Source organism: Streptomyces sp. NPDC031111 (assembly GCF_055570675.1).
On record NZ_JBVIGS010000015.1, the window covers coordinates 105,623 to 128,023 of the forward strand.

A 22,401-nucleotide genomic window follows, 5' to 3' on the forward strand; every position below is an offset into this window, starting at 1 on the left:
AGATCACTTGCGTAGCATGGGCGTTGAGACACCACTGGCGTCTCTGACGTATTCCCGGGAGTAACCCCGTGAAGACGGTGGCATATGCCATGGGCACCGCCTTATCGTGTGTTGCCGAATCCCTTACAGGCCGTCGCGGGCTGTGCCACAGTCGTAACGGTCCCCCTCCGCCTGAAGGCCGTACCGTTCCCGCATCGGAGTGCGTCATGCCGTCCCACCTCTCCGCGGACCGCCCAGCCGCCCAGCCGCCAGGACGCGGCCCGGTCGACGCGCTCATCTCGCAGACCCGGCGGCTCAAGGGCGAGGTGGACGCCGTACGCCGCGACACGCCGAACGACGGAACGGACCCGAGGGAGCGCTGGCGACGCGCGCTGTACGACCTGGCGCTGCACCAACTCGACGATCTCGGCCGGCACTTGGCGCAGTTGCGCGAGGAACCGGCGGCCGGGCCCGGTCCGTCCGACCCGCTCTCCGCCGCGCCGCGGCAGGACTCCCTGCTCAGCCGGGTCGGCAGCGCGGAGTGGAACCTGCTCACGGACGAGGTGAGCTGGTCCGGGGAGCTCTACCGCATCCTGGGCCACGACCCGGCCGCCGCTCCGCTCACCCTCGACGAGCTGCCCTCGCTGGTGCTCGACGAGGACCGGCCCAAGCTGACGGCGATGGTCACGGACTGTCTGGTCGACGCCCGGTCCATCGACGGGGAGTTCCGCGTCGTACGCCGGGACGACGGCGTACGGACCGTGCACATGATGGGCGAACCGGTGCTCGGTGCCGACGGCAGTACCGCCTCGATGTGGGCGGTACTGCGCGACGTCAGCGAACTGCGCCGCTGCCGACGGGAGGTGAGCGAGACCCGTGACTCGCTGCGCCACCAGCGGCACGCCGCCGCGCGGACCGAGCACCGGCTCGCGGTCGAGTTGCAGGAGGCCGTGCTGCCCGCGTGGCGCGGCTCCCTGCGGCTCCCGCACTCGGGTCCGCGTGCCCTGGAACTCGCCGCCGCCCACCTGCCGCCGTCCACGCACACCGCGATCGGCGGCGACTGGTACGACGCCCTGGAGCTGCCCGACGGCGCCACGCTGCTCGGCGTCGGCGAGCTGACCGGGCACGGTGTCGGCGCGGCCTCGGGCATGGCGATGCTGCTCGGCGCCGTGCGCGGCATGGCGATGACCGGGACCGCCCCGGGACCGCTGCTGGCCTGCCTGAACCGATTACTGGACGCCACCGTCCAGCCGGTCCTGGGCAGCGCCGTCTGTCTGCGCTACCGGCCCGAGACCCGCTCCCTGCTGTGGGCACAGGCCGGACACCCCGCCCCGCTGCTGTTCCGCGGCGGGACGGGGCGGGCGCTGGACGCGCCGGACGGCGTGCTGCTCGGCGCCACCTCGGGCGCCTCCTACGGACAGGCCGAGGAGACGCTGGAGGCCGGCGATCTGCTCCTGCTGCACACCGACGGACTGGTGCCCGGGCACGCCGGGACCACGGCCGTCCACCGTCTCCTCCAACTGGCCCCCCGGTTCGCCGGTGCCCGCACCGCACAGGACTGCGTCCGCACGGTCGTACGGGAGTTCGGCGAGCGGGAGCGCGACGACGACGCCTGTGTCCTCGTCGCCCGGGTCACCCCGTAGCGGCGGACCCCGCGGGTCGCGGGGCCCTCACGCCTGGGCGCTGGTCCCTCCCTTGCCCCTGGGCTTGGGCAGCGCCAGCTTGATCTCCTCCCTGAGCTCCTGGATCCTCGGGTACGAGGCGTACTCGGCGGTGAGCCGGTACATCTCGCGCAACCGGTCCCAGGTGCGCCGGGAGGAGTTGGAGCCCATGGACATCAGGGCGAGGCGCGCGTAGCGGTCGGCCTGTTCGGGGTCGTCCGCGATGAAGCAGGCGGAGGCCATGGACAGATGGTCGAAGATCTTCGACCTCTCCCGCCCGTCGACACGCAGGGACAGCGCCTTCTCCGCGTAGTGCTGGGCGTGCGCGGCCGCGCCGGGCTCGAACTCGGCCAGCGTGCGGTAGGCCAGGGCCGTCATGCCGTACAGATCCTCGTCCTTGAAGGTCTGCATCCAGTCCGGCGGTTCCAGATCGGACTTCTCCGAGACGAACAGGTCCTCGGCGCGGCCCAGGGTGCGGCGCATCGCCTGGCCCCTGCCCATGGAGGCCTGCGCCCAGGCCTCGATGGTGTGGAACATCGCACGGGTGCGCGGCAGCACCTCCTCGCCCGAGCCGGACTGGGCGAGCTTCATCAGGTCCAGCGCCTCGTCGGGCCGGCCCAGGTGCACCATCTGACGGGCCGCCCGGGACAGCGCCTCACCGGCGCGCGGCCGGTCGCCGCCCTCCCGCGCCGCGTGCGCGGCGATCACGAAGTACTTCTGGGCGGTGGGTTCCATGCCGACGTCGTGGGACATCCAGCCCGCGAGGACGGCGAGGTTGGCGGCGACGCCCCACAGGCGCCGCTGGAGATGGGGTGGGTGGTGGTAGGCGAGGATCCCTCCGACCTCGTTGAGCTGGCCCACCACCGCCTTGCGCTGGAGGCCTCCGCCCCGGGCGGCGTCCCAGGCACGGAACACCTCCACGGAGCGCTCCAGCTCCTCGATCTCCTGAGACCCGATGGGGGCGGCCTCGTAGCGGTCGAACCCGGCGGGGTCGGCGTGCAGGGGGTCGTCGAGACGGGGAGCGTCTGCGGTCAGGGCCGGATCGGTGTGCAGCCAGTCGTGCATGGCGCTGCTGAGTGCGGAGCCCGCGGTGAGCGCGGCGCCCGCGCCCACCAAGCCGCGTCGGTTGAGCATGAGGTCCATTCCCGTGAATTCGGTGAGGACCTCGGCTGTCCGCTCGGGCGCCCACGGCACTCCGTCGGGATGTTCCGCGCTCCCGCCGCGTGGCCGTTTCCCCGTACGCCCGTGCCTGACCAGACCGAGGTCCTCGATGGTCACGACACGGCCGAGACGCTCGGTGAACAGAGCCGCCAGCACCCGCGGCACGGGATCGCGCGGGATCTCTCCCATGTCGATCCACCGCCGCACCCGGGAGGTGTCGGTCGCCAGCTGGGGGTGGCCCATGGCCGCCGCCTGCCGGTTGACCAGCCTCGCGAGTTCGCCCTTGGACCAGCCGGCCAGGCCGAACAGGTCCGAGAGCCGGGTGTTGGGTTGTCCGCTCACGTCAAGCCCCCAGGTTCTCGGCTGAGTTGACAGTAGCCGGGTGCGGGTTGCCGGGCGACTATTCGCCAGGGTTCGCCAGGGTGCGCCAGATGGTGTGCCAGGGGACATCGGGTGTCGAGTAGGAACGCGCCACCACGACCCCGTCGCCACAGGGGCATTCCCCCAGGGTGCGCCCGGGCGGCCGGGCCGGGTGGTGCGCTGACGTCGCAGGCACACGAAGGGATCTGTATCACCCATGTACGCAGCATCGTCCTCCGTGTCCGCCCCGCCCCGGCCGCTCCGCCCCCGTCCGTCGGACAGCGGCCCCTATCTCGCCCCCGCGCGCCCGGCGAACCCCGTGCTCGGCGCGGGGAACGTACGGCGTACCGCGGGACCGGGCACCCAGCCGCTCAGCGGAAGGCTGGACCTGTCCGGCCCGCAGGGCGCCCAACTGCGCACGGCCATCGCGTCGGTGCACCGCATCTGCCCGGAGTTCGCCCCGGTCCAGGTGCTGCGCCGCACGGGCCGGTCCGTCCTCCTGGTCGGAGCCACCGGCCGGAACACCGCCGTCGCCAAGTGCTTACTGGACCACTCCCCCGCCTGGAGCGAGCGGATCCGCCACGAAATAGCGGCATACCGCTCGTTCGTCCGGCACCGCCCGCCCGTGCGGGCTCCCCGGCTGATCGCGGCGGACCCGGACAACGGCACACTGGTGATCGAGCGGCTCCCCGGCAGGGTCGCGGCGCTCCAGCGGCACCCGGCGGAGCCGCCGCCGCGGGCGGACATCAGGGCGGCACTCGGCGCGATCTGCCGGCTGAACTCCTGGCGGCCGCCGGCCGGGACGTTCGACGCGCCGCTGGACTACGCGGCCCGTATCTCCCGGTACCACGAGCTGGGTCTGCTCACCGACCGGGACCTGGGCGACCTCCAGAAGCTGCTGCACGGCATCGCGCTGGCGACCGGGCGGCAGGGCATGGGCCAGTTCTGCCACGGCGACGCCCTGCTCTCCAACATCCTGATCTCACCGGCCGGTCCGGTGCTGGTGGACTGGGAGCACGCGGGCTGGTACCTGCCGGGCTACGACCTGGCGACGCTCTGGTCGGTGCTCGGGGACGCGCCGGCGGCCCGGCGTCAGATCAGCCAGATCGCCCAGTCGGCGGGGCCCGCCTCGCGTGACGCCTTCCTGGTGAATCTGATGCTGGTGCTGACCCGGGAGATCCGCACCTACGAGACGGCCGTCCAGCGCTCGATGCGGGACACGGCCCCGACACCGCCGTCCGGCGAGGAACACCGCCTGATCCTCCGCCGCCTCCACGACGACTGCCAACTGGCCCGCCGAGCAGTCCGAGCAGCAGTAGGCACCCGCTGACGCCCCGCCGCTGCGGGCAGTCGTGCCGCTGGGGCGATGGGGGTACCTCCCGCTCGAGCGAAGCCGAGAGTGGGGGAGGGTGGGCGCAGCGGCACCTCGCAGCGCCGAGCTGCGCGAACCAACCCCCGGCCCACGCCCATTGGCCTACACCACTGAAGCACCGCAGGCCCCAGGCCCACCGCCACGAAACCGACCCACACCCCGATTGACAAGGGAATTCGCGCCCTCCTGGGCATGATTGACGGATTATCGGCTGACCGGTACCACTGACGCACCGCTCAGCTCCGTACGGCACCCCGTGCCCCACCGTCCCAGGAGGCCGCATTGAGACCCCCCACCCGCGCCGCCACCGTCCGCACCCTCACCGCGGCCGCCCTCACCCTCCCCCTGCTCGGCGCGGCCCCCTCCCCCGCCCCACCCGCCACCGCCCGTCTCCAGCAGGCCTTCGCCACCGCCGCCGCCGAGTACGACGTACCGCAGAGCGTGCTGCTCGGCGTCTCCTACCTCCAGTCCCGCTGGGACGCACACGGCGGCGCCCCGAGCGTGACCGGTGGTTACGGACCGATGCACCTCACGGACGCCCGCACCGCGCTCGCCGCCTCCGATCACCACGCCTCCGGCACGGAGGACCCACGCGGCGACGAGGCCCGCCCGCCCCTGCGCCCCGAGGCGTCGGCGCCGCGCACCGCCGAACTGCCGGACCGGCTCACCACCCTGCCGAAGGCGGCCCGCCTGACCGGCCTCAGCCCCGAACGCCTGCGCGAGGACCCGGCCGCGAACGTGGCGGGCGGCGCCGCCCTGCTCGCCGAGGCGCAGCGCCGGCTGGGGGAACGCCCGAGCGACGACCCCGCGGACTGGTACGCGGCGGTCGCCCTCTTCTCCGGTGCCGACGACACCGCTTCGGCGGTGGCGTACGCGAACGACGTCTACGCGGTGATCCGCGCCGGCGAGGAACGCGTCACCGACGCCGGACAGCACGTCGCCCTGACCTCCCGTCCCGGCCTCGCGCCCGACACCTCGGCACTGGACCGCGCCGGACTGCGCACCACCTCCACCGCCGGCACCGAGTGCCCGAAGACCGTGTCGTGCGAGTGGATCCCGGCACCGTACGAGGAGTTCGGCGACGGCGACTACGGCAACCACGACCTGGGGAACCGGCCCGCCTCGCAGCCGATCCGGTACATCGTCGTCCACGACACGGAGGGCGCCTGGGAGGGCGTACTCGACATGGTGCAGGACCCCACCTATGTGTCCTGGCAATACAGCCTGCGCTCCACGGACGGTCACATCGCCCAGCACGTGAAGGCGAAGGACGTGGCCTGGCACGCGGGCAACTGGTACGTCAACGCGGGGTCGATCGGCCTGGAGCACGAGGGATTCCTCGCGGATCCCGACGCCTGGTACACCGAGGCGATGTACCGGTCCTCGGCCCGGCTGGTGACGTACCTCGCCCAGAAGTACGACATCCCGCTGGACCGGCAGCACATCCTCGGCCACGACACGGTGCCCGGGACGACCACGGCCACCATCCCGGGCATGCACACGGACCCCGGACCGTACTGGGACTGGCGGCACTACTTCGAGCTGCTGGGCCGCCCCCTGAAGGCGACGGCCGGCAAGAACGCCGGCGTGGTCACCATCAGGCCCGACTACTCCGCCAACCGGCCCGTCTTCACGGGCTGCGAGACCACGGGCGAGGCGTGCGCCACGCACGGGTCGAGCGCGGTGCGACTGTACTCCGACCACTCCGAGGACTCCCCGCTGATCAGGGACATCGGCCTGGGTTCGGACCCGACCACCGGGGTGAACGACCTGTCCTCGCGGGTCTCCACGGGCCAGCAGTACGCGGTCGCCGACCGCTGGGGCGACTGGACCGCCATCTGGTACCTCGGGCAGAAGGCCTGGTTCAGGAACCCGGAGGAGCGTCCCACCGCGGTGCCCGCGAAGGCCGAGGTCGTGACCCCGAGGAAGGGCCTCGACTCCGTACCGGTGTACGGACGGGCGTACCCGGAGAAGGCGGCCTACCCGGAGGGCGTGCCGGCCCAGGCGGTGTCGCCGCTGCCGTACACGGTCCTCAAGGGCCAGAAGTATGTGACCGGGGGCAAGGTGCCCGGCGAGTACTACTACGCGGTGACCTTCGACGAGGCGTCCCACCGGGTGGTGCGGGGCAAGGACCTGTACTACGAGATCCAGTTCGGCCACCGGGTCGGCTTCGTGCGCGCGGCGGACGTGACGGTGACGTCGCCCTAAAGCGTGTCTGCCAAATCGGGAAGTCGGTCAGCAGGCCGCCCAGCCCGGGGCCCACACGTCGTCGGTGGTGCGTGGTACTGAGGCTCGCAGGTGGTCGCGCAGTTCGGTCAGCACGGGATGCTGGTGGTCGGTACGCGTGAGCAGCACGTGCGGGTAAACCGGCATCGGCTCGCGCAGCGGGATACGCCCCAGGCCAAAGCTCTCTGGCCACAGGTACCGGTCCCCCCTGCCCACCAGGGTCGCCACCGAAGCCGAGTCGGCCAAAGCGTCCATGAGGGCCTCGTCGCCGAAGTTGGGGCCGAGCGCGTCGATGCTCAGACCGAATGCCTCTGAGAGCGACCGGTAGAACTGCTCCCACTCCGTGCCGGCCCTGATGCCGGGGATCCAGATGCGGTGACCGGCCAGGTCCGCGGGCCGGACCCACTCCTTGCCCGCCAACGGATGACCGGGCCCGACCAGGAGCTCCAAAGGCTCGTCCAGGAGGCGTTCGGCTCTGATCCCGGCCGGGACCTGTACTGCGGGCAGGGCGCGGAAGGAGGCGTCGATGGTTCCTTCGAGCACGGCTCGGGCGGCCCCTGCGGCGTTCTCCTCGCCAAGAGTGACCGTGTCCAGGCTGGTCTCGGGGCGGGAGCGGTAGAAGCGGTAGACGGCCTGGGCCGGGGCGATGCGCCGGTTGAGGACGTCCACGCGCAGGGGGCGGCTACCGGGGCGCACAGCCTGTTCTGCCTGTTCGAGCGCGGCCAGGACCTTCTTGGCGTGTGGCAGGAAGACCTGCCCGTCCAAGCTCAGCCGGGAGCCGCGAGAGGTGCGCACCAGCAGCACGACCTCGAGGTTCTTCTCCAGGCCCATGATCCGCTTGGAGACCGCCTGCTGACTGATCCTGAGCTCGTCGGCCGCGGCCTGGAACTGTCCGGCCTCAGCGACGGCCACGAAGGTGCGCAGCGCCTCGATGTCCACACCACCACTCTACGGACACAACTACTGGTTGTGGCCAGTTGCGTTGGGGGTTGTTTGATCGAGCCTTCGCCGGAGTGCTGGGATCAGCGCATGTCTACACGCACAGAGCAGGTCATGTACGTCCGCACGACCGAGTTCGCGCGCTATGCCGAGCGGATCGCGCAGGTCACCGACGCGACCTCCCGGCTGAACGTGCTGCCGTTCAGCGATACCGAGGGTCGTGCTGAACTACTGGCAGTTGTGTTCGGCGGTCCGCTGCCGGAGTCGGTGACGATCTACCCGCCCTTCTTCACCGAGTACGGCCTGGGCACGAAGTTCGGGAAGAACGTCTTCGTCAACCAAGGCTGCACCTTCATGGACAACGGCGGCATCAGCATCGGCGACAACGTCATGATCGCCCCAAAGGTCAACCTCATCACCGGCGGACACCCACTGCCCTTGGCCGAGCGGCGCGAGTACGTCACCAGCGCCCCAATCGTGATCGAGGACGACGTCTGGATCGGCGCGGCCGCTGTGGTCACGCAGGGTGTGACCATCGGCGCCGGAGCGGTCGTGGCCGCCGGTGCGGTCGTCACCGGTGACGTGCCGGCCCGCACCTTGGTCGCGGGCGTGCCCGCCCGGGTGGTCAAGAGCATCGACTGACCGACCTCACCGCGGCCGGTGACCCCGGGCGAGCACCACTCTTGCCTTCTCCGTCCTCGTTGTCCCGTCACGCCCGGCTGACCGACGAGCAGTGGGACCGCATCGTTGCCCTATTGCCCAGCAGCCAGGGGCGTCGGGGCAGGCCCTGGGCCGACCATCGCCGCATCGTGGAGGCGATCGTCCACCGGTAACGCACCGGAATCCCCTGGGGAGACCTGCCCGCCGGGTTCGGCCCCTGGCAAACCGTGTGGGCGCGCCACCGCCGGTGGGCCGCCGACGGGACCTGGGACCGCGTGCTGGGAGTCCTGCTCGCCCTTGCCGACGATGCCGGGCAGGTCGACTGGCGTGTCTCGGTCGACTCCACGATCAACCGGGCTCACCAGCACGCCACCAACACCCGCCGACCCGAGGGCTGCCGGGGCGCGGCCCACGGCCACGGCCCAGGGGCCCACAGGGAGACGGCCGGGCACGCGGTCGGCCGCTCCCGCGGCGGGCTGACCACCAAGATCCACCACACCGTCGACGGCCAGGGACGTCCGCTGGCCGTGGTCGTGACACCAGGGCAGGCCCACGACGGCCAGCCCCTGCCGCTGCTGCTGGGCGACCTGCGCGTGCCCAGGCCCGCGGCAGGGCGTCCTCGGACCAGGCCCGAGGTCCTCCTGGCGGACAGGGCCTACTCCTCCCACGCGATCAGCAGGCCCACCGACTCCGCCGCGGACCAGCGGGCGGGCGACCACCGAAGTTCGACCCCGTGGCGTACAAGAAGCGCAACGTCGTCGAGCGGTCCTTCGCCTCGCTCAAGCAGTGGCGCGGTCTGGCCACGAGGTTCGACAAGCTCGCGATCGTCTACCGGTCAGCCGCGATCCTCGCAGCAGTCCTGGTCTGGGCCCGGATTTAACGGACACGCCCTAGTGCCGCATCAGGCAACGTTCGCCCTGTTTGCGGGGCGACTGGGGCAAGCTGATCAAAGACCTACTTCTATGCTGTGCGGCGTGGCTGATGACGTGGAGATGGAGCGCTACCGGCATGAGACCGTGGAGCTGACCGTGGGGGAACTACGCGAAGCTCTCGACGGATTGCCTGCCGAGGCTCCGGTGCGGATCGACGTGCCGCTGCGTCCCAGGTCAGGCGAGATGCGCGACTCGGTTGACTCGGGTGTCAGCCACTTCGTGGTCAGCGGAGTCGTGCTTCATGACGCGGAATACCTCAGGCAGGATGAAGTGGTGCTGCAAGCGGACTACTGTTCGGAGTGGTACGTCCGTCCTGTTGAGCCGGACGTCGAGGGGTGATCCGGCCCGGCCCAGCGCGTAGTACCAGCTCAGGCGACGTTCGCCCTGTTCACGATCTCGCGTAGCCGCTCGTCCCGGGCGTGCCTGTTCCGCCAGATGATGTAGCGGCGGATCATGCTGCCCTGTTCCTTGTGGCTGGCGTGGTCGGTGCCGTCGAGGGTGAAGTCGGCGTTGTTGGCCTCGGCCCGGACCGCGACCCGGCGGCAGCGCTTGGTGGTCAGGTGCGGGGAGAAGTTGTCGCAGACGATGGCGATGCGCACGTCGGCCGGGTAGAGGCTGCGCAGGTAGCGGCAGAACTCCAGGAACTTCGAGCGGTTCTTGGTCTTCTTGATGTGCCGTAGAGCTTGTCCTTGCCCAGGTCGTAGGCGGCGAACAGATGCCTCACACCGTGCGGGCGGGTGTAGGTCGCCCTTCGCCTCGGCCTGGGCTCACGGTCGGGGTCCTTGTGCTTGCCGCCGCGTTGGGCCCACTGCCGCCCAGGGTGAGGCTGGAGGTTGAGCGGGCCGAACTCGTCCATGCAGAAGACGGCTTCTGGCTCGCCGTCCTCGGGTACGACCTCGCCGTCGGCGATCGCGTAGAGGTGCTCGACCCGGGCCTTCTTGGCCTCGTAGTCGGGATCGCGGGAGGTCTTCCAGGTCTTCACACGTTGAAAGGAGACGCCCTCCTCGCGGAGCAGGACCCGAAGGCCCTCATGGCTGATGTCGTCGACCACCCCCTCGGCGACCAGGAAGTCGGCCAGTTTGGCCAGGCTCCAGGTCGAGAACGGCAGACCGTGCTCGGCCGGACAGCAGCACCATCTGCGCGCGCCGCCACGTCACGACCGAACCGGTGCCTCTGCGGATGATCCGCAGCAGCCGCCGACCCCCGTCGTCATCGATCTCAAGAACCCGTGCTCGCTCTGCCATCCGGATAGCTCGGCGGCCCGCGGCTGCCGCAGCGATCACCGGGGCGGCACGTCACATCGCAAGAGGGCAAACGTTGCCTGATGCGGCACTAGGTTCTGTCAGCCCTGCTGGAACAGTTCCGCGGGGAGCGGCTTGAGGAGGGCGTACAGGTCGTCGGTGATGGGGCGGTCCCAGGCGGCGATGGTCACCAGGACGTTGTCGCTGCGGTCGAACTGCACGCAGGAGATCCGGCCCTCGGAGAGCTTGACGCGGCGCACGATCAGCAGGTTGTCGCCCTGCATCACCGGCACGTCCTCGGTGCCGACGACGGTCACCTCCTCGTCGTTCTCCAGCGCCAGCAGCAGCTGTCCGACCTCGAAGGGCACCTCGCCCTCGGGGAGGTCACGGGCCGGGGAGCCCTCGGGCAGATTGCCGATGATCATCGCGGGGCCGCGGCCGCCGAACAGGTCGTAGCGCAGGAAGACGCCCTGGCAGCTTCCGTCGGGGGCGGGCAGCAGCCCGGCGCCCAGATTGCCGGGCCAGTCGCCCGGGTCCATGGCCAGTACGTCGAAGTCGGGCCCGGCGGGGGTGGCACTGCGGCGGCGGAGGAACGACATGCCGCCATGGTACGTGCCCGGGCCCGGGTACGGACGGTCGGGCAGCGGCCGTCCCGGCTACCCGGACCGCCTGTGCCGCTCGTGGTGGCGGGCCACCCGGGCGCGGTTGCCGCAGGACGGCTTGCACCACTCCTGACGGGGGTGTTCCTTCAGGAAGTAGCGCACACAGCGAGGCGCGTGGCAGGCGCGCAGGCGCTCCCGGTCGGGGCCGGCGAGGAACGCGATCGCGGCCTGCGCGAGCGCGGCGGTCAGGTCGTCCCCGCCGTCCTGGAGGGGGCGCCGGCGGACGACGGGCTCGTCCCCGTCCTCCCAGGACAGCACCGGGACGGTGGGGGTGCGGGCGGCCGCCGCGTTCAGGTGCCGGAGTGCCTCCGGGACGGGGAGCAGGCGGGTGGAGTCCGCGGGGCTCGGGCGGGCGGGGCGGACGGCGTGTCCGAAGAGGGTGCGAACGGCGGTGCGCAGGTCGCGGACGGCGGTGAGGTGATCGGCGTCGGCGACGAAGCGCTCCGTGCCGGGGAGGGTGTCCGGGTGCGCGCGCACCCAGGCGGTGAGGGCGGCGGGCTCGGCCAGGTCGTCGGCGACGCCGCCGTTGCCGTCATGGCGGATGGTGAGGGCGAGGTCCAGGGCGAGCTGGGCGTCACTGGCGATCGAGTCCCGCATGCGGCTAATGATAGGAGGCGCCTTCAGCCATTAAGCCGCTCCGTTGCGACTTACCCGGTGCTGGGGTGGAGCGGGGGGCGCGCAGCTCGGCGCGCTGCGAGGTGCCGCTGCGCCCACCCTCCCCCACTCTCGGCTTCGCTCGAGCGGGAGGTACCCCCATCGCCCCAGCGGCACGACTGCCCGCAGCTATGCAGGTGGAGGCACGACCGCGACCGGACTAACCGCGTGGAGCAGAACCGCCTGGGTGACCGAGCCCATCATGCGAGCCGGCGCCAGAAGCCGACGCCGATGACGTCCCACGACAACCAACTCGGCGTCCCGGGACGCCTCGACCAGATGCCCCGCGGCATCCCCCGGCAGCACATCGGTCTCGGCGGCGACCTCCGGATGCCGCTCCCGGTGCGGCCCGAGAAACCCGTCCGCGAGCGTGCGGGTCTCGTGCTCGACCGCACCCTGGTCGATCTCCGGCGGAGGCATCTCCCCGGGCAGCATCCACGTCTGCAGCGGCCACGGATAGGCGGCGACGATCCGCAGCCGGGCACCGCGCAGCGCCGCCTCGGCGAAGGCGAAGGCGAGTGTGGAGTCGTCGGGGCTGTCGGCGTTCACGCCGACCACCACGGGCCGCCCGGGCCCGGCCGGTGTCCCGGTCTCGCCCTCACCCCCGCGCCCGGGCCGGGGCACGACGACGACCGGGCATTCGGCGTCGCGGGCGGCGGCCAGGGAATTGGAACCGAGCAGCAGGCTGGCGAAGCCTCCGCGTCCCCGGGAGCCGAGCACCAGCAGCCCGGCGGTGGCGCCCGCCTCGGGCAGCAGCACCCCGGGCGCCCCCTCCAGCGCCACGTACTCGACGGCCGGCAGATCGGTCCGCTCCCCCAGGTGCTCACGCACCTGGTCGAGGACCGGGTCCTCGTCCGGGTCCGGCGGCCCGGCCGCGAGCACCTCCGGCTGCGCCCAGGGGGCGTACTGGCGTACGTGCACGATCCGCAGCGGGGCCTCGCGCCGGCGTGCGGCGTCCAGGGCCCACTCCAGGGCGCGCAGACTGTCGTCCGAACCGTCGACCGCCGCGACGACCGGCTGGGTGCTCATGGTTCCTCGCCTCCGGGATACGACCTTCGATCTTCGCCTTCCCCGGCCAGCCTGACTCAGGTACGGGCCGGGAACGGCACTTCGGATCGCGTGTCCGGAAAAACGCGCGGAACACCCCCGGCGGCGGCGCCGCTCACGTCAGGTCGAACTCCCCCTCCCGGGCTCCCGACACGAACGCACCCCACTCGGCGGGCGTGAAGATGAGGGAAGGGCTCTCCGGGCGGCCACTGTTGCGCATGGCGATGAAGCCCTCCACGAAGGCGATCTGGACATCGCCCAGGCCACGGCTGCTGGACTGCCACTGCGCGTTGCTGAGGTCCAGCTCCGGCTTGTCCCAGCCCGTGAGCGGGCGCTGCTGGGTGGTGCTCTCGGCCACGTCCGTGCTCCTCCCGATTTCCGTCGTCCGCGGCCAGCCTAGCGATCGGCCCCTGCCCCCGACAGGCCGCGCGAAAAGTACCTTTCCGCGAGGATGCCGGGGCGGGCGGGCCGAATCGGGCCGGTTCGCTGTGAACACTCGGTGGCGTGCCGACGTAAGGGTGGGGGCAGGCCCGCGCACCGGGCCCTGTTCGCCATGCCGTCGCAGTACCGCACGGAAGGACCCTCCGGGTGTCGCTCTTCACTCGTCCTCGCCGACTGTCGGATCCCGCGGAGGACGAGGCGGACCGGGGCGGCGACCCGGCCGCGTCCGAGGAGAGCACCGGGGGAACGCCGGCCGAGACACCGCCGGGCTGGTTCGGCTGGCGCCACCGGTGGCCGCGTACCGCTCGCGGTGTCACCGTCGGGACCACGGTGCTCGCCGGGGCGCTGGTGCTCTTCGCGCTTCTGGTGCCGAACCGTGTGGAGAGCGTCAACGTCAGCGCGTTCGTGCGGCTGCCCGCCGAGGGCATCCTGCTGGCGACCCTGCTGCTCGCGCTGCCGTCGAGGTCCCGGCGGATCACGGCGGTGGTCTCGGGCGTCCTGCTCGGCCTGCTCACCGTGATGAAGTTCCTGGACATGGGCTTCTACCAGGTGCTGGCCCGGCCCTTCGACCTGGTGCTCGACTGGATCCTGCTGGACGACGCGGCGGACTTCGTCCGGGAGTCGTTCGGCCGGGGCGGGCAGGTGCTCGCCGTCGTCGGGGTGATCGTGCTGTTCGTGGCCCTGCTGGCGCTGATGACGCTGGCGACGGTGCGGCTGACCGGCCTGATGGTCCGGCACCGTCCCGTCGCCGTCCGGACGACGCTGGTGCTCGGTGTCGCGTGGATCACCTGTGTCACGCTGGGCGTCCAGGTCGCCGGGGTGCCGCTCGCCACCAAGGGCACCGCGGAGATGCTGGGCAACCGGGTGGAGCAGGTGCGTGCGGGGCTGCGCGACGCGCGGGTCTTCGAGGAGCAGGCCTCCGTCGACGCCTTCGCGAAGACGCCGCCCGACCAGTTGCTGACGGGACTGCGCGGCAAGGACGTCCTGTTCACCTTCATCGAGAGCTACGGCCGGGTCGCGATCGACGACCCGGCGATGGCGGGGCCGATCGACGCCGTCCTCCAGGACGGCACCCGGAGGCTGGAGGACGCCGGGTTCGCCTCCCGCAGCGGCTGGCTGAAGTCCCCGGTGACCGGGGCGGGCAGCTGGCTCGCCCACTCCACGTTCCTGTCCGGGCTGTGGATCAAGAACCAGCAGCGCTACCGCAGCCTGACCACGAGCGACCGCATGACCCTCACCAACTACTTCCGCGAAACCGGCGACTGGCGCACCGTCGGCATCGTGCCGGGGGTGCGACGGGCCTGGCCGGAGGGCGAGTTCTTCGGGCTGGACCACATCTACGACTCCGAGCACCTCGGCTACCGGGGCCCCTACTTCAGCTGGACCCCCGTACCCGACCAGTTCAGCCTGGAGGCCTTCGAGCGGCTGGAGCACGGCAGGAAGGACCGGAAGCCGATCATGGCGGAGATCATCCTCGCCTCCAGCCACAACCCCTGGTCCCCCGTCGCACACATGATCGACTGGGAGGACCTCGGCGACGGGTCGGTGTTCCACGAGATCAAGAAGCGGGGCACGGACCCGAAGGAGGTCTGGAAGGACCCGGAGCGGGTGCGCACCGAGTACCGGCGGGCCATCGAGTACTCGCTGCGGAGCCTCACCGAGTGGGTCGAGCGGTATGGCGACGAGGACACGGTGCTGGTGTTCCTCGGTGATCACCAGCCGGTGCCGACCGTTACCGGTGGGGACACCGGGAAGGATGTGCCGGTCACGATCGTCGCCAAGGATCCGAAGGTGTTGGAGCGGGTGGCGGGGTGGGGGTGGACGGACGGACTCAAGCCGGCGTCGGACGCTCCGCGCTGGGGTATGGACAAGTTCCGCGACCGCTTCATGACGGCGTACGGTCCGCGAACCTGAGAGGAAGCGCCCCCTGGGGGCTGCGCCCCCAGACCCCCCTTTCGGCCCTTCGGGCCTCGTCCTCAAACGCCGGACGGGCTGAATTCAGCCGGCCGGGGTGAAGATCAGCCCCTCCGGCGTTTGAGGAGCGGGGGTCCGGGGGCAGAGCCCCCGGGACGGGAGGTGCAGGCACGGGTGGATCTGGATCCGGCGGAACGGCTTGACCCCGAGGGGCTGCGGAAGCTGCAGCTGACGCGGCTGCGGAAGTCGTTGCGGCACGCGTACGACCGTGTGCCGTTCTACCGGGAGTCCTTCGACAAGGCGGGCGTCCACCCGGACGACTGCCACTCACTGTCCGATCTGTCCCGTTTCCCGTTCACCACCAAGGCGGACCTGCGGGAGAACTACCCGTACGGCATGTTCGCCGTGCCCCGCGACCAAATCCGCCGCATCCACGCCTCCAGCGGCACCACCGGACGCCCCACGGTCGTCGGCTACACGGAGGGCGACCTGTCGATGTGGGCGGACATGGTGGCCCGGTCCATCCGCGCGGCGGGCGGCCGGCCCGGGGACATTGCCCATGTGGCGTACGGCTACGGACTGTTCACCGGTGGGCTCGGCGCCCACTACGGCGCCGAGCGGCTGGGCTGCACGGTGATCCCCGCGTCCGGCGGGATGACGTCCCGGCAGGTGCGGCTGATCCAGGATCTGCGGCCCTCGATCATCATGGTGACGCCGTCGTACATGCTCACGCTGCTCGACGAGTTCGAGCGGCAGGGGGTCGATCCGCGCTCCACCTCGCTGCGGGTGGGGATCTTCGGCGCGGAGCCGTGGACGAAGCGGATGCGGCAGGAGATCGAGGAACGGTTCGCGATCGACGCGGTCGACATATACGGGCTGTCGGAGGTGATCGGCCCGGGTGTCGCGCAGGAGTGCGTGGAGACCAAGGACGGCCTGCACATCTGGGAGGACCACTTCTACCCGGAAGTCGTCGATCCGATCACCGGCGAGGTCCTTCCGGAGGGAGAGCGGGGTGAGCTGGTCTTCACCTCGCTGACCAAGGAGGCCATGCCGGTCGTCCGGTACCGGACGCGGGATCTGACCCGTCTGCTGCCGGGCACCGCCCGGGTGTTCCGGCGGATGGAGAAGGTGACGGGCCGCAGCGACGACATGGTGATCCTGCGCGGGGTGAATCTCTTCCCCACCCAGATCGAGGAGATCGTGCTGCGCACCCCGGGCGTGGCACCGCACTTCCAGCTCCGGCTCACCAGGGAAGGCCGGCTGGACTCCCTCATTGTCCGGGCGGAGGCCCGCGCGGGAGCGGACGTCGCCACGCGGGACGCGGCCGCACGGTCCATCGTGGCGGCCGTGAAGGACGGCATCGGGGTCTCCGTCGATGTGGAGATCGTCGACCCGGAGACGCTGGAGCGGTCGGTGGGCAAGATCCGGCGGATCGTGGACCTGCGTGAGAACCGGGACTGAACGCCGTCGCGGCTACTCGGCGGCCACGATCCGTTCGACCGCGGCCGTCACCAGCCGTTCGCGCTCCTCCGGCGTGAAGACGTCCGGCAGGGTGAGCTGCTCGACGATCAGCCAGTTCAGCGCCAGATAGAGCAGTTTGACGGCCATGGCGTCGCCGGGGAGGCCGGACCCCTCGTGGTAGCGGACGTTGGCGTCGACGTCGGCGCGGACCCGCTCGGTGAGCACCTCGCGCAGGTCGGGCCGGCGGGTGGCCTCCAGCCGGAGTTCGAGGAGCGCGAGGTAGCCGGTGCGGAAGGAGGCGATCCGACCGACGAGTTCGCGCATCAGGGCGGCGTAGACCTCCCGGTCGCGCCCGGCGGCCCGCTGCCGAGCGATGGTCTCCTCGTCGGGCTGGAGGCGCTCGTAGACCCGGGCGCCGGCCTGGGTGAGCAGGTCGTCGCGCGAGCCGAAGTAGTTCGAGGCGGTGCCGACCGGTACGGCGGCCTCGGTGTCCACCGCCCGGAAGGTCAGGCCCCGGGCTCCTTCGCGGGCCAGCACCTCGATCGCCGCGTCCACCAGGGCGGCCCGCCGCTGCTCGTTCCGTCTCACCACTGCCACCACTCCGCCCACGGCACGTCCCGCCACACCACTTCAGTCAGAGTACTACGTCCGGAGTCGTCCGCCATGGCCTGCCGGTGATCGCGCACGCCCCATTGACACACCGCACACCTGACAGGAAAGTTTCACCCCGCAAGGCGATCCCCGAAAAATTCTTTCAGCCCGCGACGGGCGACCACACGGGAGGAACCTCATGGCGGACGAAGGCGCGAGAGGCATGACCCGCCGTCAACTCGGCGGAGGCGTACTGGCCCTGGGGGGCGCACTGGCGTTCGCCGCCCTCCCGGCCGACCCGGCGGTGGCGGCCGTGCCGTCGCGCGAGGGCCGGCCCACCCTGCGGCACGGCTCCGCCCGGCGGGCCGGACTGCTCTCCGCGCCGCTGCGTCAACTCGTCACCGACGCCGAGGCGTTCCTCGCCCCCTCCCCCAAGCACCCGTGGTACGCGGGCGCCGTGCTGCTGGCCGGGCGCGGCGGCACCGTCGCGCTGCACCGGCCCATCGGCATGGCGGTGCGCTACCGGGCGTACGACGAGGAGACCGACACCGGCGTCGAGTTCCCGGCGGAGCGGCAGATCCCGATGGCCGAGGACACCGTGTTCGACCTGGCCTCGGTCTCCAAGCTGTTCACCTCGATCCTCGCCGTGCAGCAGATCGAACGGGGCGCGCTGGAGCTGGAGGCGGCTGTCGCCTCGTATCTGCCGGACTTCGGCCGGGCGGGCAAGCAGGACATGACGATCCGCCACCTGCTCACCCACACCTCGGGGTTCCGCGCCTGGATCCCGCTGTACGACGCGCCCACGTACGAGGAGAAGGTCCGCCTCGTCTTCGACGAGGCGCCGGCCAGTCCGCCCGGGACCGCGTATCTGTACTCGGACCTCAACCTGATCTCGCTCCAGCTGGTCCTGGAGAAGGTCACCGGCCGGGCCCTCGACGTCCTCCTGCGCGAGGAGATCACCGGCCCGCTGGGCATGCGGCGCACCCGCTACAACCCTCCCGCCTCCTGGAAGCCGCGGATCGCGGCCACGGAGGACGCCCGCCGGCCGTGGTCCGGGCTCGACCGTGGGCTGGTGTGGGGCGAGGTGCACGACGAGAACGCCTACAGCCTGGGCGGCGTCGCCGGCCACGCGGGCGTGTTCTCCAACGCCTGGGACCTGGCGGTTCTCGCGCGGACGCTGCTGAACGGCGGTGCCTACGGCCGGGCACGCATTCTGACGCCGGAGTCGGTGGAGCTGATGTTCACGGACTTCAACACCGCCTTCCCGGGGGACGAGCACGGTCTGGGCTTCGAGCTCCACCAGCACTGGTACATGGGTGCGATGGCGACTCCGCGCACGGCGGGGCACACCGGATTCACCGGCACCTCCCTGGTGCTCGATCCGACGACCGACTCGTTCCTCGTCGTCCTGGGGAACTCCGTTCACCCCGTGCGCAGTTGGCGCTCCGGTTCCGCACCCCGGGTGGCCGCGGCCAACCAGCTGGCCCGCGCGGTGCCGGTCCGGCCGACCCGGGGCCGTACGGCATGGTTCTCCGGGATGGCGAGTGCGGCCACGGCGACCCTCACGCTGCCCGCGCTGGACACCTCGTCCGGCGCGGCCCGGCTGCGCTGCTCGCTGTGGTGGGACACCGAGCCCCGCGCCGACGTCCTCGTCCTGGAGGCCTCCGCGGACGGCGGCACGGCCTGGCAGCCGGTGCCGTTCACCACCCGGCGCCGGGGCGGGGAGCCGGAGCCGCACCCCTCGGGAACGGCCACCGGCTGGTCCGGCCGGGTCTGGCACGACCTCACCGCCGCCCTGCCCGCCGCGGGGGCCCTCACCCTGCGCTGGCGGTACACGACGGACCGGTTGTACGTCGGACGCGGCGCGTACGTCGACGCGGTCCGCGTCGAGACGCCCGGCGGCCGGATCTTCGACGAGGCGCGCCGGGCGGACGCGGCCCGGGTCCGGGCGGAGGGCTGGACCCGGTCGGCGGACTGAGCCGGCGCGTCAGCCCTCCCTCGCCTCCAGCACCGCCATGGCCGCGTTGTGCCCCGGTACGCCGCTCACCCCGCCGCCGCGCACCGCGCCCGCCCCGCACAGCAGGACATTGGGGTGCCGGGTCTCCACGCCCCAGCGGCCGGTGCCGTCCTGGGCGTGGGGCCAGGACAGTTCGCGGTGGAAGATGTTGCCGCCGGGCAGTTGGAGGTCGCGCTCCAGGTCCAGCGGGGACCTGGCCTCCAGGCAGGGGCGCCCGTCCGCGTCGGTGGCCAGGCAGTCGGCGAGGGGTTCGGCCAGGTGGGCGTCGAGCTGGGCGAGCGTCGACTTCAGCAGTTCCTCGCGGACGGCGTCGTTGTCCCGCTCGAACAGCCGCGCGGGGGTGTGCAGTCCGAACAGGGTGAGTGTCTGGTAGCCCTGTGCGGCCAGTTCCGGTCCGAGGATCGTGGGGTCGGTGAGGGAGTGGCAGTAGATCTCGGAGGGCGGTGTCGCGGGCAGCTCGCCGGAGGCGGCCTGGGCATGGGCGGCGGCCAGTTGCCCGTATCCCTCGGCGATGTGGAAGGTCCCGGCGAACGCCTCGCGCGGGTCGACGGAGGTGTCGCGCAGCCTGGGCAGCCGCTTCAGCAGCATGTTCACCTTGAGCTGGGCGCCCTCGGCGGGCGGTGGGGGCGTGTCGCCGGTGAGGGCGGCCAGTGTCCGCGGGGAGGCGTTCACCAGGACGTGCCGGGCGGCGGCGACGCCCTCGCCGTCGGCCGTGCGGTGGGTGACCTCGGCCGTGCGGCCGTCGGTGTCGACGCGCACCGCCTCGTGGCCGGTGGCGACGACCGCGCCCGCGGCGCGCGCCGCGTCGGCCAGCGCGTCGGTGAGGGCGCCCATGCCGCCCACCGGGACGTCCCAGGCGCCGGTGCCGCCGCCGATGACGTGGTAGAGGAAGCAGCGGTTCTGCTTGAGGGACGGGTCGTGGGCGTCGGCGAAGGTGCCGATGAGGGCGTCGGTGAGGACGACGCCGCGCACCAGGTCGTCGGTGAAGTGCTCCTCGACGGCGACGCCGAGGGGTTCCTCGAAGAGGGTCCGCCAGGCCTCCTCGTCGCCGACCGCGCGGCGCAGTTCGTCGCGGGTGGGCAGTGGGTCCGTGAGGGTCGGGAAGACGCCGCGGGCGACCCGGCCGGTCATGTCGTAGAAGCGCTGCCAGGCCCGGTACTCGCGGTCGGAGCCGGTGAGCCGGGCGAAGGCCTCGCGGGTGCGCCGCTCACCGCCGCCGACGAGCAGTCCGGTGGGGCGTCCGTCGCGTTCGGTGGGGGTGTAGGAGGAGATGGCGCGGGTGCGCAGCCGGAAGTCGAGGCCGAGGTCCTGGACGATCTTCCGGGGCAGCAGGCTGACCAGGTACGAGTAGCGGGACAGCCGGGCGTCGACCCCGGCGAACGGGCGGGTGGAGACCGCCGCCCCGCCGGTGTGGTCCAGCCGCTCCAGCACCAGCACGGAGCGCCCGGCCCGGGCGAGGTAGGCGGCGGCGACGAGGCCGTTGTGGCCGCCGCCGACGATGACGGCGTCGTACGTCCGGGTTCCCTGGGGTGCGGTCATGGTTCTTCGTAACACGCGTTGATCCGCACCGGCCAGACGCGGGCCGGGGTCTCACGCCCCGCCCGCCGCCCACCGCTGCCGCAGTGCCGCCACCCGGCGGTGCAGCTCGGCCGCCTCCGCTCCGCGCCCCAGCTGCTCCAGGCAGTGGGCCTCGTCGTTGCGGGCGGCGAGGGTGTCGGCGTGGTCCGCGCCGAGGAGCCGCTCACGGGCCTCGGCGACGCCGCGGTACCCGGTCAGGGCGTCCGCCCAGCGGCCCAGCCAGCCCAGGCCGACGGCGACCTCGCGGCGGCTCACCAGGGTGTCCGGGTGGTCGGCGCCGAGGACGCGCTCGCGCAGCGCGCACACGTCACGGGACTCGGCGAGGGCCTCCGTCCAGCGGCCGAGCCGGCCGAGGTTGACGCCGATGCCGTGCCGGGCGCGCAGGGTCTCGGGGTGGGTGGGCCCATGGACGCGGGTGCGGTCCTCCACGAGGGCGCGGTAGAGGTCGAGGGCCTGGGCGGTGCGGCCGAGCCGGCCCAGGCTGATCCCGGTCTCGTAGCGGGCGGCGAGGGTGTCGGCGTGGTCCGGGCCCAGGGCCCTGGCGCGGGCCTCGGCGACCTCGCGGTAGGTCTCCAGTGCCTCGGTCCAGCGGCCCAGCCGGCCGAGGGTGTAGGCGACCTCGTACCGGGTGACGAGGGTGTCCGGGTGCTCGGGCCCGAGGACCCGGGCGCGGGCGGCGGCCACCTCGCACGCCATCCCGTACGAGTCCTCCAGGCGGCCGAGCCGGCCGAGGTTGAAGGCGAGGTTGTGGCGGCAGCGCAGGGTGTCGGGGTGGTCGCGCCCCATGGTCCGCTCACGGGCGGCGAGCACCGACAGATAGACCTGGTGGGCGTCGAAGGGGCGGCCGAGCTGGGCGAGGACGTACGCCATCTCCTGGCGGGCGGCGAGGGTGTCGGGGTGGTCGGCGCCGAGCGCGCGGATACGGGCCTCGGCGACGTGTTTGTAGGCGCGCAGCGCGTCGGCGGCGCGGCCGGTGCGGCTGAGGGTGAACGCGACCTCGTAGCGGCTGGCGAGGGTGTCGGGGTGGTCGGGGCCGAGGAGGTGCTCGCGCTCGGCGGCGACGGCGCGGTGCACCTCCCCCGCCTCCGTCCAGCGGCCGAGGCGGCCCAGGCTCAGGCCCGCGTTGTGCCGTCCGGCGAGGGCGGTCAGCGCCTCCGGTGCGGGGGCGGGTTCGGCGCGGGTGCCGGCCGGGTGGCGGGCGATCCACTCGCCGGACAGGCCGCCGGCCGGGTCCGGGGGCGTGGTGCGCAGTCCGACACCGGCCGCCTTGTGCCCGGTGGTCATGCCCCGGGTCCACGACGGCAACCGCGCGGCACGCCCAACCGGCTCCGACCCGCCCGCCGACCGCGGACGGTCCACGCCCCCTGACGGCTCGGGTTCCCCGTCCGCCCCTGGCCCGCCCGCCGACTGCCGGCGGTCCGCCACCCCGAACGACCCGGCTTCCCCAGCCGACCCCGGCCCGAGTACCGACCGCGCACCGCCCGCCACCCCGAACGACTCACGCT

General features: G+C 72.2%; 17 protein-coding genes and 2 pseudogenes. 9 read left to right on the forward strand and 10 right to left on the reverse strand.

All coding sequences use genetic code 11. From position 1 onward, the window contains the following. Positions 1–206 precede the first annotated feature (206 nt). Positions 207–1,622: a PP2C family protein-serine/threonine phosphatase gene (locus ACZ470_RS28055; RefSeq protein WP_468431612.1), complete on the forward strand. Its 1,416-nt coding sequence runs from the start codon at positions 207–209 to the stop codon at positions 1,620–1,622. Positions 1,623–1,649: 27 nt separating this feature from the next. On the opposite strand, the gene ACZ470_RS28060 is transcribed toward ACZ470_RS28055, so the two are convergent. Further along, complete coding sequence (locus tag ACZ470_RS28060) at positions 1,650–3,143, reverse strand: DNA-binding protein NsdB (protein WP_468431614.1); 1,494 nt, start codon at positions 3,141–3,143, stop codon at positions 1,650–1,652. Between the two features lie 235 nt (positions 3,144–3,378). Here ACZ470_RS28060 and ACZ470_RS28065 point away from each other — a divergent pair, with 235 nt between their 5' ends. Next, positions 3,379–4,491, forward strand: a complete 1,113-nt coding sequence (locus tag ACZ470_RS28065) for an aminoglycoside phosphotransferase family protein (protein WP_468431615.1) — start codon at positions 3,379–3,381, stop codon at positions 4,489–4,491. A 324-nt stretch (positions 4,492–4,815) separates the two neighbouring features. After that, entirely contained in the window at positions 4,816–6,741 is a 1,926-nt protein-coding gene (locus tag ACZ470_RS28070) for an N-acetylmuramoyl-L-alanine amidase (protein WP_468431616.1), read from the forward strand. 27 nt (positions 6,742–6,768) lie between these two features. On the opposite strand, the gene ACZ470_RS28075 is transcribed toward ACZ470_RS28070, so the two are convergent. After that, positions 6,769–7,698 (reverse strand): LysR family transcriptional regulator, encoded by a 930-nt coding sequence (locus ACZ470_RS28075; protein WP_468431618.1) that lies wholly within the window; start codon positions 7,696–7,698, stop codon positions 6,769–6,771. A gap of 114 nt (positions 7,699–7,812) precedes the next feature. Between ACZ470_RS28075 and ACZ470_RS28080 the strand changes: the two genes are divergently transcribed. From ACZ470_RS28080 to ACZ470_RS28090, 3 genes and pseudogenes are all read left to right on the forward strand, one after another. Beyond that, entirely contained in the window at positions 7,813–8,340 is a 528-nt protein-coding gene (locus tag ACZ470_RS28080; protein WP_468431620.1) for a DapH/DapD/GlmU-related protein, read from the forward strand. A gap of 59 nt (positions 8,341–8,399) precedes the next feature. Next, positions 8,400–9,238, forward strand: a pseudogene (locus tag ACZ470_RS28085) (IS5 family transposase). Between the two features lie 94 nt (positions 9,239–9,332). Then, on the forward strand, positions 9,333–9,629 hold the full coding sequence (locus ACZ470_RS28090) for a DUF6225 family protein (protein WP_468431622.1): 297 nt from the start codon (positions 9,333–9,335) through the stop codon (positions 9,627–9,629). Between the two features lie 29 nt (positions 9,630–9,658). Here ACZ470_RS28090 and ACZ470_RS28095 read toward each other — a convergent pair. From ACZ470_RS28095 to ACZ470_RS28115, 5 genes and pseudogenes are all read right to left on the reverse strand, one after another. Continuing rightward, positions 9,659–10,534: pseudogene (locus ACZ470_RS28095) on the reverse strand (transposase). 98 nt (positions 10,535–10,632) lie between these two features. After that, on the reverse strand, positions 10,633–11,130 hold the full coding sequence (locus ACZ470_RS28100; protein WP_468431624.1) for a hypothetical protein: 498 nt from the start codon (positions 11,128–11,130) through the stop codon (positions 10,633–10,635). A gap of 57 nt (positions 11,131–11,187) precedes the next feature. After that, entirely contained in the window at positions 11,188–11,790 is a 603-nt protein-coding gene (locus ACZ470_RS28105; RefSeq protein ID WP_468431625.1) for a CGNR zinc finger domain-containing protein, read from the reverse strand. Positions 11,791–11,976: 186 nt separating this feature from the next. Continuing rightward, positions 11,977–12,876: a universal stress protein gene (locus ACZ470_RS28110; RefSeq protein WP_468431627.1), complete on the reverse strand. Its 900-nt coding sequence runs from the start codon at positions 12,874–12,876 to the stop codon at positions 11,977–11,979. A gap of 133 nt (positions 12,877–13,009) precedes the next feature. Further along, the gene (locus tag ACZ470_RS28115; RefSeq protein WP_362102195.1) at positions 13,010–13,252 is read right to left on the reverse strand and encodes a DUF397 domain-containing protein; all 243 of its coding nucleotides are present in this window, start codon (positions 13,250–13,252) and stop codon (positions 13,010–13,012) included. Positions 13,253–13,482: 230 nt separating this feature from the next. Here ACZ470_RS28115 and ACZ470_RS28120 point away from each other — a divergent pair, with 230 nt between their 5' ends. Then, complete coding sequence (locus tag ACZ470_RS28120; RefSeq protein WP_468431630.1) at positions 13,483–15,249, forward strand: alkaline phosphatase family protein; 1,767 nt, start codon at positions 13,483–13,485, stop codon at positions 15,247–15,249. Positions 15,250–15,423: 174 nt separating this feature from the next. Next, on the forward strand, positions 15,424–16,710 hold the full coding sequence (paaK, locus tag ACZ470_RS28125) for a phenylacetate--CoA ligase PaaK (RefSeq protein WP_468431632.1): 1,287 nt from the start codon (positions 15,424–15,426) through the stop codon (positions 16,708–16,710). Between the two features lie 12 nt (positions 16,711–16,722). On the opposite strand, the gene ACZ470_RS28130 is transcribed toward paaK, so the two are convergent. Next, on the reverse strand, positions 16,723–17,301 hold the full coding sequence (locus ACZ470_RS28130) for a TetR/AcrR family transcriptional regulator (RefSeq protein ID WP_468431633.1): 579 nt from the start codon (positions 17,299–17,301) through the stop codon (positions 16,723–16,725). Positions 17,302–17,500: 199 nt separating this feature from the next. On the opposite strand from ACZ470_RS28130, the gene ACZ470_RS28135 reads away from it, so the two are divergent. Beyond that, entirely contained in the window at positions 17,501–19,279 is a 1,779-nt protein-coding gene (locus ACZ470_RS28135) for a serine hydrolase domain-containing protein (RefSeq protein WP_468431635.1), read from the forward strand. Positions 19,280–19,288: 9 nt separating this feature from the next. Here the strand turns inward: ACZ470_RS28135 and ACZ470_RS28140 are convergent, their stop codons facing one another. Together ACZ470_RS28140 and ACZ470_RS28145 are read right to left on the reverse strand one after the other, a co-directional pair. After that, on the reverse strand, positions 19,289–20,857 hold the full coding sequence (locus ACZ470_RS28140; RefSeq protein ID WP_468431637.1) for a phytoene desaturase family protein: 1,569 nt from the start codon (positions 20,855–20,857) through the stop codon (positions 19,289–19,291). Positions 20,858–20,908: 51 nt separating this feature from the next. Beyond that, positions 20,909–22,401, reverse strand: a 1,493-nt coding sequence (locus ACZ470_RS28145; RefSeq protein WP_468431639.1) for a tetratricopeptide repeat protein, incomplete at its 5' end; no start/stop codon positions are given.

Excerpts from the sequence above, each read along its gene's own strand:
- ACZ470_RS28055 (WP_468431612.1), top strand. The coding sequence starts at position 207 with ATGCCGTCCCACCTCTCCGCGGACCGCCCAGCCGCCCAGCCGCCAGGA.
- ACZ470_RS28065 (WP_468431615.1), top strand. The coding sequence starts at position 3,379 with ATGTACGCAGCATCGTCCTCCGTGTCCGCCCCGCCCCGGCCGCTCCGC.
- ACZ470_RS28080 (WP_468431620.1), top strand. The coding sequence starts at position 7,813 with ATGTACGTCCGCACGACCGAGTTCGCGCGCTATGCCGAGCGGATCGCG.
- ACZ470_RS28100 (WP_468431624.1), bottom strand. The coding sequence starts at position 11,130 with ATGTCGTTCCTCCGCCGCCGCAGTGCCACCCCCGCCGGGCCCGACTTC.
- ACZ470_RS28105 (WP_468431625.1), bottom strand. The coding sequence starts at position 11,790 with ATGCGGGACTCGATCGCCAGTGACGCCCAGCTCGCCCTGGACCTCGCC.
- ACZ470_RS28110 (WP_468431627.1), bottom strand. The coding sequence starts at position 12,876 with ATGAGCACCCAGCCGGTCGTCGCGGCGGTCGACGGTTCGGACGACAGT.
- ACZ470_RS28135 (WP_468431635.1), top strand. The coding sequence starts at position 17,501 with ATGGCGGACGAAGGCGCGAGAGGCATGACCCGCCGTCAACTCGGCGGA.
- ACZ470_RS28140 (WP_468431637.1), bottom strand. The coding sequence starts at position 20,857 with ATGACCGCACCCCAGGGAACCCGGACGTACGACGCCGTCATCGTCGGC.